Annotated in this window: 10 protein-coding genes; 2 read left to right on the top strand and 8 right to left on the bottom strand. The window is 59.1% G+C overall.

From position 1 onward, the window contains the following. Positions 1 to 22 precede the first annotated feature (22 nt). The 7 genes from ACM1ZW_RS18605 to ACM1ZW_RS18575 all read right to left on the bottom strand — a co-directional run bounded on the left by ACM1ZW_RS18605 (position 23) and on the right by ACM1ZW_RS18575 (position 8477). On the bottom strand, positions 23 to 256 hold the full coding sequence (locus ACM1ZW_RS18605; RefSeq protein ID WP_214381987.1) for a hypothetical protein: 234 nt from the start codon (positions 254 to 256) through the stop codon (positions 23 to 25). Between the two features lie 156 nt (positions 257 to 412). Further along, positions 413 to 937, bottom strand: a complete 525-nt coding sequence (locus tag ACM1ZW_RS18600; RefSeq protein WP_017337560.1) for a DUF6586 family protein — start codon at positions 935 to 937, stop codon at positions 413 to 415. Positions 938 to 1078: 141 nt separating this feature from the next. Beyond that, on the bottom strand, positions 1079 to 3706 hold the full coding sequence (gene topA, locus ACM1ZW_RS18595; protein ID WP_017337559.1) for a type I DNA topoisomerase: 2628 nt from the start codon (positions 3704 to 3706) through the stop codon (positions 1079 to 1081). 114 nt (positions 3707 to 3820) lie between these two features. Next, positions 3821 to 4057, bottom strand: coding sequence for a DUF1653 domain-containing protein (locus ACM1ZW_RS18590; RefSeq protein ID WP_017337558.1), 237 nt, complete (start codon positions 4055 to 4057; stop codon positions 3821 to 3823). Positions 4058 to 4156: 99 nt separating this feature from the next. Then, positions 4157 to 5332: an acetyl-CoA C-acyltransferase FadA gene (fadA, locus tag ACM1ZW_RS18585; protein ID WP_008028488.1), complete on the bottom strand. Its 1176-nt coding sequence runs from the start codon at positions 5330 to 5332 to the stop codon at positions 4157 to 4159. Between the two features lie 29 nt (positions 5333 to 5361). Beyond that, positions 5362 to 7509 (bottom strand): fatty acid oxidation complex subunit alpha FadB, encoded by a 2148-nt coding sequence (gene fadB / locus ACM1ZW_RS18580; RefSeq protein ID WP_416739006.1) that lies wholly within the window; start codon positions 7507 to 7509, stop codon positions 5362 to 5364. A gap of 530 nt (positions 7510 to 8039) precedes the next feature. After that, the gene (locus ACM1ZW_RS18575) at positions 8040 to 8477 is read right to left on the bottom strand and encodes a hypothetical protein (protein ID WP_416739005.1); all 438 of its coding nucleotides are present in this window, start codon (positions 8475 to 8477) and stop codon (positions 8040 to 8042) included. Between the two features lie 103 nt (positions 8478 to 8580). On the opposite strand from ACM1ZW_RS18575, the gene ACM1ZW_RS18570 reads away from it, so the two are divergent. After that, the gene (locus ACM1ZW_RS18570; RefSeq protein ID WP_414884700.1) at positions 8581 to 9021 is read left to right on the top strand and encodes a universal stress protein; all 441 of its coding nucleotides are present in this window, start codon (positions 8581 to 8583) and stop codon (positions 9019 to 9021) included. 65 nt (positions 9022 to 9086) lie between these two features. Here the strand turns inward: ACM1ZW_RS18570 and ACM1ZW_RS18565 are convergent, their stop codons facing one another. Continuing rightward, positions 9087 to 11006 carry an ATP-binding cassette domain-containing protein gene (locus ACM1ZW_RS18565; protein ID WP_017337553.1) on the bottom strand — a complete coding sequence of 640 codons (1920 nt, stop codon included), beginning with the start codon at positions 11004 to 11006 and terminating at the stop codon, positions 9087 to 9089. A gap of 213 nt (positions 11007 to 11219) precedes the next feature. Between ACM1ZW_RS18565 and ACM1ZW_RS18560 the strand changes: the two genes are divergently transcribed. Further along, positions 11220 to 13148, top strand: a complete 1929-nt coding sequence (locus ACM1ZW_RS18560) for a transglycosylase SLT domain-containing protein (protein WP_017337551.1) — start codon at positions 11220 to 11222, stop codon at positions 13146 to 13148. The last annotated feature ends 40 nt before the right edge of the window (positions 13149 to 13188 follow it).

Raw genomic sequence — 13188 nt, 5'->3', positions numbered from 1 at the left:
AGTTAAATGCGACGAACGGGGATCAATGAAGAACCCGAGCACTCTCATCGGTATTGAAATCGCCTTCAACCAGGCGACCAGCCATCTGAACACCCACGCTCAACATCGCCTTGGCGACTTCCACGTGCTGGCCTTGCAGGAACGCCTTGGCATCCTCGGAGAAATCCAAAGTAACCAGAGAACCCTCGTCCTCAGCCCTGCGCAGCTCGATTCGGCCGTCTGGTAACTCGACAATTTCTAGAAAGGACGTTGGCATAAAGGTCTGTTCTCCACGAAAGGCGGGGATTATATAGGCATCGGCCAGGCTTCGCTCGGGATCTTGACCAGATGCCACTAGGAAGAGAAATTTCTGACAGCACGCTCATCCCTGAACGGACAGTCTCTCGCATCCGTCCATCGAACACTCAATCCCTCAGCACTCGTTCAAGCCTTCGCGAAACCGGATCGCCAGACCTTTGAGGTTCTGACGCCAACCCTCCAGTTCTTCCCGGCTCAACTCTTCGGGCGCGTCCTCTTCATCAAGATTAACGGCCAGGATCAACGGCTGTGTCACGTCGCCTTTGGGTTTGTGCGGAGCGCGGGGCGGCTGAAACAGCGCCGCATGCGCTGACAGTAGCTTGGCCAGCCAGGTTTCGGGGTTCTGCGCCAACTCGACCATCTCGGCCATTTCAGGAATGGCGATGGCCTCAAGCACTTCCCGGGTCAGCAGCATTTCCGCCCGAGGCGCATTGGCCTGCGGCAAGCGATAGAAACCAGCGATTTCATGACACAGCCCCAGCAACGCGCCGTACAAGTGAAACAATGCCGATTCGCGCCCGGCCTGAATCAGCGCCAGGGAATTCATCGCCCGCCCCTCTTCGGCCTTCGCGAGCGCCTCAAGCGACAGGCCGGCGAAATAAATCTTCTGGTTGGTACGGGTATAGAGTTCGTGGGCCATGACGGCAGCCTCCACAACGAAATAATTGCTTCACGCAGGTCAGACAGTGTCGTGGATCACCCAAGCTCACCGCAAGCCCAAAACAAAAAGGCCGCATGAAAACCCGAGGGTTGTCATGCGGCCTTTTTGTGCCTGTGGCTTTTATGCTTTGGCTGCTGGACGCTTGTCTTCAACTGTCCACTTGCCGCCATCGTAGTACGCCTTCCACCCGGTCGGCTTACCGTCGACTTCGGTCTGAACGTACTGCTCTTTGGTTTTGCGGCTGTAACGGATTACTGCCGGGAGGCCGTCCGGGTCTTTCTTCGGCGCTTCACAGAGGAAATGATACTTCGGATCGATCTCATCCTTGTGCGGCACGATTTCCATGACCAGCGGAGCACGGGTCTCGCGGTTTTTCGGGAACTGGCTCGCCGCCAGGAACAGCCCGGAAGCACCGTCGCGCAGGATGTAGGTGTCGTTGACCTTTTCGCATTTCAGCTCAGGCATCTTCACCGGGTCCATCTTCGGCGGCGCCGCGTCACCGCTTTTCAGCAGTTTGCGGGTGTTCTTGCACGTCGGGTTGGTGCAACCGAAGAACTTGCCGAAACGGCCAGTCTTGAGTTGCATCTCGCTGCCACACTTGTCGCATTCCAGGCTCGGACCTTCATAGCCCTTGATGCGATAGGTGCCCTCTTCGATTTCGTAGCCGTCGCAATCCGGGTTGTTGCCGCAGATGTGCAACTTGCGCTTCTCGTCGAGCAAGTAAGCGTCCATCGCGGTGCTGCAGATAGGGCAACGATGCTTGCCGCGCAGAACCAGCGACTCCGATTCACCCTCGTCGTCCGCCGCGATCTCGTCGCCCGGCACCAGGTTGACGGTGGCCTTGCAGCGTTCTTTCGGCGGCAGGCTGTAACCCGAGCAACCGAGGAATACGCCAGTCGATGCGGTACGAATCTGCATCGGTCGGCCACAGGTCAGGCACGGAATGTCAGTCATCACCGGCTGGTTGGCACGCATGCCGTTTTCGGCGCTTTCGGCTACTTCGAGTTTTTTCTTGAAGTCGCCGTAGAACTCGTCCAGCACGTTTTTCCAGTCGCGTTCGCCCTGGGCCACGTCATCGAGGTTCTCTTCCATGCCGGCGGTGAAGCCGTAGTCCATGAGATTGGAGAAGCTCTCGGACAGACGCTCGGTGACGATGTCACCCATCTTTTCCGAATAGAAACGACGGTTGTGCAGCGCTACATACCCGCGGTCCTGGATGGTCGAAATGATCGCAGCATAGGTCGAAGGACGACCGATGCCTCGTTTTTCCATTTCTTTCACCAGGCTCGCTTCCGAGTAACGCGCCGGCGGCTTGGTGAAGTGCTGGGTCGGATCAAGCTTGATCAGCTTCATCACGTCGCCCTGGGCCATGTCCGGCAGCACGTCGTCATCGCCAGGCTTGGCGATTTGCGGCATGACGCGGGTGTAACCGTCGAACTTGAGGATGCGGCCCTTGGCGCGCAGCTCGAAATCCCCGGCACCGACAGTGACCGTGGTCGACAAGTATTGGGCCGGCAACATCTGGCAGGCGAGGAACTGGCGCCAGATCAGCTCGTAGAGCCGCTCTGCATCGCGCTCCATGCCCGACAGCTTGCTTGGCTCGGTGTTGGCGTCGGACGGACGAATCGCTTCGTGAGCCTCTTGTGCGCCTTCCTTGCTGCTGTAGACGTTCGGGGTTTCCGGCAGGTACTTCTTGCCGAACTCGCCTTCAATATAGGTACGCGCCATCGTCACGGCATCAGCCGAGAGGTTGGTGGAGTCGGTACGCATATACGTGATGTAGCCGGCTTCGTACAAACGCTGGGCCATCATCATGGTTTTCTTCACACCGAAGCCCAGGCGGTTGCTCGCGGCCTGTTGCAGGGTGGATGTGATGAACGGCGCCGACGGCTTGCTACTGGTCGGCTTGTCTTCGCGTTTGACGATGCTGTAGCTGGAGGCCTTGAGCTTCTCCAGCGCGGCCATGGCCTGGGCTTCGTTCAACGGTTTGAACGCCTCGCCTTTCTCACGAGCCACGTCGAAGCGCACGGTGGCGCCCTTCGCGGTGCCGAGGTCAGCGTGGACTTCCCAGTACTCTTCCGGGTTGAACGCACGTATTTCGCGTTCACGCTCGACCACCAGCTTCACGGCAACCGATTGCACACGACCGGCGGACAAGCCACGGGCGATCTTTGCCCACAGCAGCGGCGAAACCATGTAACCCACCACGCGGTCGAGGAAACGACGCGCCTGCTGGGCATTTACACGATCGATGTCCAGCTCGCCCGGCTTGGAGAAGGCTTCCTGAATCGCCTTCTTGGTAATTTCGTTGAACACCACGCGCTTGTAGCGGCTGTCGTCACCCCCGATGGCTTCGCGCAGGTGCCAGGCAATGGCTTCCCCCTCGCGATCCAAGTCGGTTGCGAGATAGATGGTGTCAGCATCCTTGGCGAGCCGGCGCAGCTCTTCGATAACCTTTTCCTTGCCCGGGAGGATCTCGTACTTGGCTTTCCAGCCATGATCGGGATCGACACCCATGCGAGAGACCAGCTGCTTGCGCGCTTTCTCTTTCGGCGTGAGCACCGGACCTTCGCCCGCGGCAGCCTTGCCGCGCTTGGCGGCTGGCTCTTTGCTGGCGCTAGCCGAACCGCTGGTGGGCAGGTCTCGGATATGGCCGATACTCGACTTCACCACGTATTGGTTACCCAGATACTTGTTGATGGTCTTGGCCTTAGCCGGGGATTCCACAATGACCAGCGATTTGCCCATGGATCAGAAAATTCCTGAATTCTAGAAGTGAAAGGCGGTTGGCGCCTGACGCGGCACCGCTATATATAGTGGCTACAAGGTGAGGTCAAGCGCAGGGTTGTGCGCGATCTCAGCTTATGCCTTCGAAAAAAGGCTCGGTTCGGCTTGCACCAAAGCAAAGCGTGGCACCTGTTCGCCGTCAACCTCGACCGACTCCAGGAACATGCTCAAGGGACGCACCCAAAAGCCGTAATCGCCATACAGGGCTTGGTAGAAGACCACTTCTTCTTCGGTTTCCGAATGCCGCGCAATGCTGAATACGCGGTACTGCGGACCTTTGTAATGTTGGTAGAGCCCAGGTTGTATCGGCATGGTTTGGCCCTCACTCAAATCTTTTCAAAATAAAAACAAAAATAAATCCGGAAAAACAAAAACCGGGGCACTTGGCCCCGGCTTCCGTCAACGAAACGCTTAAACGCGTTCGAAGACGGTGGAGATGCCTTGGCCGAGACCAATGCACATGGTGGCTACCCCGAAGGTGCCGCCATTTTGCTTCATCACGTTCAGCAAAGTGCCGGAGATACGCGCACCGGAGCAGCCGAACGGATGACCCAGGGCGATCGCGCCGCCGTGCAGGTTAACCTTCTCGTTCATCTTGTCGAGCACTTTCAGATCTTTCAGCACTGGCAGGGCCTGCGCGGCGAAAGCTTCGTTGAGCTCGAAGAAGTCGATATCGTTGATGCCAAGGCCCGCGCGCTTCAGTGCTTTCTGTGTCGCCGGTACTGGACCATAGCCCATGATCGCCGGATCCACACCTGCCACTGCCATCGAGCGAATCACCGCCAGAGGCTGGATGCCCAGGTCCTGTGCACGCTGCGCCGACATCACGATCATGCATGAAGCACCGTCGGTGATCTGCGACGAAGTACCGGCCGTCACGGTGCCGCCCTTCGGGTTGAACGCTGGCTTCAATGCCGCCAGGCTTTCCAGGGTGGTTTCCGGACGAATGGTTTCGTCGTAGTCGAACAGTTTCAGGAAACCGTTCTCGTCGTAGCCCTGCATCGGGATGATTTCGTCTTTGAACTTGCCTTCCACGGTCGCCTTGTGAGCGAGTTGGTGGGAGCGCACGCCGAAAGCGTCCTGTTGTTCGCGAGTGATGCCGTGCATTTTGCCCAGCATTTCAGCGGTCAGGCCCATCATGCCCGAGGCTTTCGCCGCGTACAGGGACATGTGCGGGTTCGGATCGACACCGTGCATCATGCTCACGTGGCCCATGTGCTCGACGCCGCCAACCACGAACACGTCACCGTTGCCGGTCATGATCGCTTGCGCAGCCGTGTGCAGTGCGCTCATCGACGAACCGCACAGGCGGCTGACGGTCTGGCCGGCAGCGGTGTGCGGGATCTGAGTCATCAGGGACGCCATGCGGGCGATGTTCCAGCCCTGCTCCAGGGTCTGGTTCACACAGCCCCAGATCACGTCTTCGACTTCGTTCGGGTCGACCTTGACGTTGCGTTCCAGCAATTTGCTGATCAGGTGCGCCGACATGTCTTCAGCGCGGGTGTTGCGGTGCATGCCGCCCTTGGAGCGGCCCATCGGAGTACGACCGAAGTCGACAATCACGACGTCTCTAGGATTCAAGCTCATATATTCACTCTCACTCTAGTTGGGGGCGCTTAACCGAAGAAGCTCTGGCCGTTTTTGGCCATTTCGCGCAGCTTCGCGGTCGGGTGGTACAGCGCGCCCAAATCAGCGTACTGGTCAGCCAGGGCAACGAACTCTGCCACACCGATCGAATCGATGTAACGCAGCGCACCGCCACGGAATGGAGGGAAACCAATACCGTAGACCAGGCCCATGTCGGCTTCGGCAGCGGTTTCGACGATGCCGTCTTCCAGGCAACGCACGGTTTCCAGGCACAGCGGGATCATCATCCAGTTGATGATGTCATCGTCAGTGACGTCGCGCTGTTCGAAAACGATCGGCTTGAGCACTTCCAGCACCGACGGATCGGCGACTTTCTTCTGCTTGCCCTTCTTGTCAGTCTCGTAGGCGTAGAAGCCCTTGCCATTCTTCTGGCCCAGGCGCTTGGCTTCGTAAAGCACGTCGACAGCCGAACGACGGTCGTCTTTCATGCGGTCCGGGAAGCCTTCAGCCATCACATCACGACCGTGGTGGCCGGTGTCGATGCCGACCACGTCCATCAGGTACGCCGGGCCCATCGGCCAGCCGAATTTTTCCATGACCTTGTCGATACGGACGAAGTCCACACCGGCGCTGACCAGCTTGGCGAAACCGCCGAAGTACGGGAACAATACGCGGTTGACCAGGAAGCCCGGGCAGTCATTGACGACGATCGGGTTCTTGCCCATTTTCTTGGCGTAGGCAACGGTGGTGGCAACGGCCAGCTCGCTGGACTTCTCGCCACGAATCACTTCCACCAGCGGCATCATGTGCACCGGGTTGAAGAAGTGCATGCCGACGAAGTTTTCCGGACGCTTGAGGGCCTTGGCCAGCAAGGTGATGGAAATGGTCGAGGTGTTGGACGCGAGGATGGTGTCCTCTTTGACCTTGTCTTCGACTTCGGCCAGAACGGCTTGCTTGACCTTCGGGTTCTCGACGACCGCTTCGACCACCAGGTCCACGTGACCGAAGTCACCGTAGGACAGGGTTGGACGAATGCCGTTGAGGACTTCAGCCATTTTCGCCGCCGTCATGCGACCTTTATCAACGCGGCTCACCAGCAGCTTGGCGGCTTCAGCCAGGCCTTGCTCGATGCCATGCTCGTTGATGTCCTTCATCAGGATCGGCGTACCTTTGGAGGCCGACTGATAGGCGATACCGCCACCCATGATGCCGGCGCCCAATACGGCAGCCTGCTTCACGTCCCTGGCGATTTCGTCGTAGGCCTTGGCCTTTTTCTTCAGTTCCTGATCGTTCAGGAACAGACCGATCAAGCTCTGCGCGGCAGAGGTCTTGGCCAGTTTGACGAAACCTGCAGCTTCGACTTCCAGCGCTTTGTCGCGACCGAAGTTCGCGGCTTTCTGGATGGTCTTGATCGCTTCGACCGGTGCCGGGTAGTTCGGGCCAGCCTGACCGGCCACGAAACCTTTGGCGGTTTCGAACGACATCATCTGTTCGATGGCGTTGAGCTTGAGTTTTTCCAGTTTTGGCTGACGCTTGGCCTTGTAATCGAATTCGCCGGAGATGGCGCCTTTGATCAGGTTCAGAGCCGCTTCTGCCAGCTTCTCGGGAGCAACCACTGCGTCGACAGCGCCGACTTTCAGCGCATCTTCAGCACGGTTTTCCTTACCCGCGGCAATCCACTCGATGGCGTTGTCGGCACCGATGATGCGCGGCAGGCGCACGGTACCGCCGAAGCCCGGGTAGATACCCAGCTTGACTTCCGGCAGGCCGATTTTCGCGGTAGCGGACATGACGCGGTAGTCCGCCGCCAGGCACATTTCCAGACCGCCACCCAGGGCGATGCCGTTGATGGCGGCGACAGTCGGGACGTTGAGGTCTTCGAAATCGCTGAAAATCCTGTTGGCTTCGAGGTTGCCTGCAACAAGCTCTGCATCAGGCAGCTTGAAGTTCTCGACGAATTCGGTGATGTCGGCGCCGACGATGAACACGTCCTTGCCGCTGCTGACGATCACACCCTTGATCGAAGCATCTGCCTTGATGGCGTCTACGGCCTGACGCAGTTCGTTCAGGGTTAGACGGTTGAACTTGTTGACGGACTCACCCTTGAGGTCGAATTTCAATTCGACGATGCCACTTTCAAGAGCCTTAACCGTGATGGCTTTACCTTCGTAAATCATCAACTGATCTCCACGATATGGAAGCTGAACAGTACACGTCGGACGCAGGCGAATGGCTCGGCAGGGACGTTTATCGTCGATGCTACGCCAATCCACCCGGCACACCCGCCAACGCGATAGTCGGGATTCTGTAGGAGCGGTCTGCAATGCAAACGCCCGATTCATACGCCCGTTTGATTTGGGTACGCCACCTTCACGGAATTTCCGGCAATTGTCAATCGCCCAAAATACGGGTTGAAACGCGACTTTCCGGTCATTTCCGTACCACGAGCACCAGCAACACACGGATGCATGTGAAGCCATTCATAGAATCAATAGTTAGAAAAGTCGCCCTAATTCGCGGCAGCCTTTGTTTAAAGGGCTACGTTGGGCGTGAGATTGAGGAAAAAAATTGAACGCGTCGGCGAATGCCCGGCGTAAGATCAGCCCACAACGAATTACCGGCCTGCCTGGCCAACTCCAGCCCGATGATGAATGTCGGGCTTTTTATTGCCTGATGATGTGTTCCGCGTGATACGCAGGAACGCGTTTCAGGCCAATGCCTTGAGGGTGGCATCGATTTGTTGCAAAACCGTCGCTTCGCCCTTCTCGCCCCAATACAACGTGATCATCTGCTTGTCCGCTTCGACCTTGTAGACGTTGGCTGGCAATTTTTCGAAATGATTGAGCAGCGTTTGATCCTCGCAGATTTCCTGCCACTGATTCACCCACACACCCGGCGACTTCTGCCAATAACTCCAGCACGCTGGCTGATTGCCGCGACGCGGTCGATGGTACTGCGCGCAGGGGCTCGGCGGTTCCTGACTGAGCCAGTGCGGCCACTCCTGAGGCGCCAGTTGCATGGCCAGCCCGATGCGCCGCGCCTCCATGCGCAGGGCCATGCGCCCGCTCTGACCACGGGACGGTCGCAGCCATGCCAGCGGGCTCAGCACCACCAACAGGATTGACACCACTATCCAGACCGTCATATCTGTACTCCCGATTCTTGATGAGCGCTTTGAGTCACTTTGAAAACAACGCGCTTGAAACCAGCCATACTTATCAATATTGCATCCTCAGGAGGAGCACCTCATGCCCTACCACCACATTCTGGTCGCTGTAGACCTGACCGAAGAGTGCGACCCTGTCATCCACCGTGCTCGCGAGTTGTCAGTGAGCAATGGCGCGAAGTTGTCCCTGGTGCACATTGTCGAGCCCATGGCCATGGCGTTCGGCGGCGACGTGCCGATGGACCTGTCACAACTGCAACAGCAGCAGTTCGATCAGGCCAAGGAGCGACTGGACCGATTGATCGTGAAGTACCCGGAGCTCTCCAAGGAATACAGTCACCTGACCTACGGCCAGCCGCGCCAGGAGATTCATCACCTGGCCAAGGAACAGACCTGTGACCTGATCGTGGTGGGTAGTCATGGCCGGCACGGTCTGGCGCTATTGCTGGGTTCAACCGCCAACGACGTGCTGCACGGTGCGCCTTGCGATGTGCTTGCGGTGCGCCTGCAAAACAAAAGCTGACCCCCCTCCTACAAAAAGCCCGGCATTCACGTCAGTGAAGCCGGGCTTTTTTATCGCAGGATCAATCAGGCATCCAGCTCCGCCCAACGCTCGACCATGACGTCGAGCTCAGCCTGCAACTGCTCCAATTGCGCGATCACCGCGGCGGTCTCGGCAGCAGGACGCTGATAGAAACCGGCATCGGCCATCTGGGCCTCAACGATTGCAATCTGCTGCTCCATGGCCTCGATCTGAGCCGGCAACATTTCCAGCTCACGCTGCAACTTGTAGCTGAGCTTTTTCTTCGCCACCGGCGCTTCGGTCACTGCCGCCACGGGTGCAGCCTCAGCCGTCACGACCGCCGACGTCAGGTCGGCCTTGCCGGACTTGCTCTCGGTCACGCCCAGCAGCCGCGGCGAACCGCCCTGGCGCAGCCAGTCCTGGTAACCACCGACGTATTCGCGAACCTTGCCTTCACCTTCGAAGACCAGGGTACTGGTCACCACGTTGTCGAGGAATGCCCGGTCGTGGCTGACCATCAGCACGGTGCCGTTGAAGGTCAGCAAGACCTCTTCCAGCAGTTCGAGGGTTTCCACGTCGAGGTCGTTGGTCGGTTCGTCGAGGACCAGCAGGTTCGCTGGCTTGCTGAACAGTTTCGCCAGCAACAGACGAGCGCGCTCACCACCCGACAGCGCCTTGACCGGCGTGCGGGCACGCTGCGGGCTGAACAGGAAGTCGCCGAGGTAGCTCAGCACGTGACGGCTTTGACCATCGATGTCGATGAAGTCGCGACCTTCGGCCACGTTGTCGATAACGGTCTTTTCCAGGTCCAGCTGATGACGCAACTGATCGAAGTACGCCACGTCGATGCGCGTGCCCTCTTCCACTGTGCCGCTGGTCGGTTGCAGGCCGCTGAGCATCAGTTTCAACAGCGTGGTCTTGCCGGTACCGTTGGCGCCGAGCAGACCGATACGGTCGCCGCGCGTCAGGACCATCGAGAAATCCTTGATCAGGAACGGGCCGCCCGGGTGAGCGAAGCTCACGTTCTCGAGGACCATCACCTGCTTGCCGGACTTGTCAGCGGTGTCCAACTGAATGTTGGCCTTGCCAGTGCGCTCACGACGCTCGCTGCGCTCGACGCGCAATGCTTTCAGGGCACGAACGCGGCCCTCGTTACGGGTGCGACGGGCCTTGATGCCCTGACGGATCCAGACTTCTTCCTGGGCCAGCTTTTTGTCGAACAGCGCGTTGGCGGTTTCTTCAGCGGCCAGCGAGGCTTCTTTGTGCACAAGGAAACTGGCGTAGTCGCCGTTCCAGTCGATCAGGCCGCCGCGATCCAGTTCGAGGATGCGGGTCGCGAGGTTCTGCAGGAAGGAACGGTCGTGCGTGATGAACAGCACGGCGCCCTGGAAATCCTTCAGCGCTTCTTCGAGCCAGGCAATTGCACCGATGTCCAGGTGGTTGGTCGGTTCGTCGAGCAGCAGCAGATCCGGTTCGGACACCAGCGCCTGCGCCAGCAGGACGCGGCGACGCCAGCCGCCGGACAACTGGGACAGGGTCTTGTCGGCCGGCAACTGCAGGCGGCTCAACGTGCTGTCGACCAGTTGCTGCAAGCGCCAGCCGTCACGGGCTTCGAGGTCGTGCTGGACGTGCATCAGTTTGTCCAGGTCGGCGTCGGTGACGATGTTCTGGCTCAGGTGGTGATACTGCGCGAGCAGCTCGCCGACACCGTCCAGGCCTTCAGCCACCACGTCGAACACGGTCCGCTCGTCGGCTACCGGCAATTCTTGCGGCAATTCGCCAATCTTGAGGCCGGGAGCGCGCCAGACGGAGCCCTCATCGGGCTTCTGGTCGCCCTTGACGAGCTTCATCATGCTGGACTTGCCAGTGCCGTTGCGGCCGATGATGCACACCCGCTCACCACGGGCGATCTGCCAGGACACCTTGTCCAACAACGGCATAGCGCCGAAAGCAAGGGACACATCGCTGAATTTGAGCAGGGTCATGAGCTTCTCCAAAAACCGGGCGCGCATTCTACCTGACTTGAGGCTTCAGAAGGCCGGCAATTTCACCTTCGGGGCACTCTGCATGACAAATGTTGCGAACTGATGCTGGCGGGCCCGCAAAGCTTTCGCCTGCTGCTGGCAAAAGGCTAAGCTACAGTTAATTCAGTGTTGGCATCGTCAACGCTTGTCATGATTTCTCTGTTCGGACGTCTCATGCGCAGCCGCCTTTTTGGTCTTTTATCCAGTTTTCTTCTTTCTGCCACAGCCATCCAAACAGCACAGGCGGTGGACCTGTCTACCCAACGCCAATACTACGATGAAGCCAAGCGTGCCCTGGCCAAGGGTGATACAGGTCCGTACTTCCGTTACAGCCAGGCTCTCAGTGATTACCCGTTGGAGCCTTATCTTGCGTATGACGAACTGACCGCGCGTCTGAAAACCGCGAGCAATGCCGAAATCGAGAAATTCCTCGCCGAACACGGCGATCTGCCGCAAGCCAACTGGATGAAACTTCGCTGGTTGCGCTGGCTGGCCGATCGCGGAGACTGGGCAACTTTCGTCAAGTACTACGACCCCAAGCTCAATTTCACCGAACTGGACTGCCTGAACGCGCAGAATCAGATCGCGCGCAACCAGAAGACCGAAGGTTATGCCAACGCCGAAAAACTCTGGCTAACCGGTAAATCGTTGCCTGGGGCGTGTGATGGCTTGTTCGGGATCTGGGCCGCCGAAGGCCAACTGACCGAACAGAAACGCTGGGAACGCACCAAGCTTGCCGCCCAGGCGCGCAACTATCCGCTGGCCAACAGCCTGGTCAATGGCCTGACCACCCTCGCCCCTCGCGGTCGCTTGTTGGTGGATGTGGCGCAGAAACCTGAACTGCTTAATCAGCCGTCGCGCTTCACCCCGGCCGATGAGCCGATGTCTGACATCGTCAGCCTCGGCTTGCGCCGCCTGGCCAAGCAAGACCCGGACAAGGCGATGGCCTTGCTCGACGGCTATGCCAGCAGCATGCATTTCTCCCGTGATGAAAAAGTCGCGATCGCCCGGGAAATCGGCCTGACCCTCGCTCGTCGCTTTGATAGCCGGGCGCTGGACGTGATGACCAAGTACGACCCGGAATTGCGCGACAACACCGTGTCCGAATGGCGCTTGCGCCTGCTATTGCGCCTGGCCCGCTGGGACGATGCCTATCAGTTGACTCGCCGCTTGCCACAAGACCTGGCGACCACCAACCGCTGGCGCTACTGGCAGGCCCGTAGCCTGGAACTGGCGCAGCCGCAGAACCCGCAAGCGCAGACGCTTTACAAAGGCCTCGCCCGTGAGCGTGATTTCTACGGCTTCCTCGCCGCCGACCGCTCCCAGCTGCCGTACTCGCTGAACAACAAGCCGCTGGTGCTTAGCCAGGCGCTGATCAACAAAGTGCGCAACACGCCAGGTGTACGTCGCGCCCTTGAATTCCACGCACGCGGGCAGATCGTTGACGGTCGTCGCGAGTGGTATTACGTCAGCCGCCACTTCAACCGTGACGAAATGGTCGCCCAGGCGAAACTGGCCTATGACCTGAAATGGTACTTCCCGGCGATCCGCACCATCAGTCAGGCGCAATACTGGGACGACCTGGACATCCGCTTCCCGATGGCCCACCGCGAAACCCTGGTGCGCGAAGCCAAGGTCCGTGGCCTGCATTCGAGCTGGGTATTCGCCATCACGCGACAGGAAAGCGCCTTCATGGACGACGCCCGCTCCGGCGTCGGCGCCAGCGGCCTGATGCAACTGATGCCCGGTACCGCCAAGGAAACCGCGCGCAAGTTCAGCATTCCCCTGGCCTCGCCACAGCATGTGTTCGATCCCGACAAGAACATCCAGCTCGGCGCCGCCTACCTGAGCCAGGTGCACAGCCAGTTCAACGGCAACCGCGTCCTCGCCTCCGCCGCCTACAACGCCGGCCCGGGTCGCGTGCGCCAGTGGCTGCGCGGCGCGGATCACCTGAGCTTCGACGTCTGGGTAGAAAGCATCCCGTTCGACGAAACCCGCCAGTACGTGCAGAACGTATTGTCGTACTCGGTGATCTACGGCCAGAAGCTCAACTCGCCACAGCCGTTGGTGGATTGGCATGAGCGGTATTTTGACGATCAATAACCGGGAGCCGGTCATGCAGGAGCTGCCGCAGGCGGCGATC

Origin of the sequence: Pseudomonas sp. NFX71 (genome assembly GCF_048079215.1) — a bacterium.
GTDB lineage: Bacteria > Pseudomonadota > Gammaproteobacteria > Pseudomonadales > Pseudomonadaceae > Aquipseudomonas > Aquipseudomonas fluorescens_B.
This window is presented reverse-complemented; position numbering and strand designations above follow the sequence as displayed.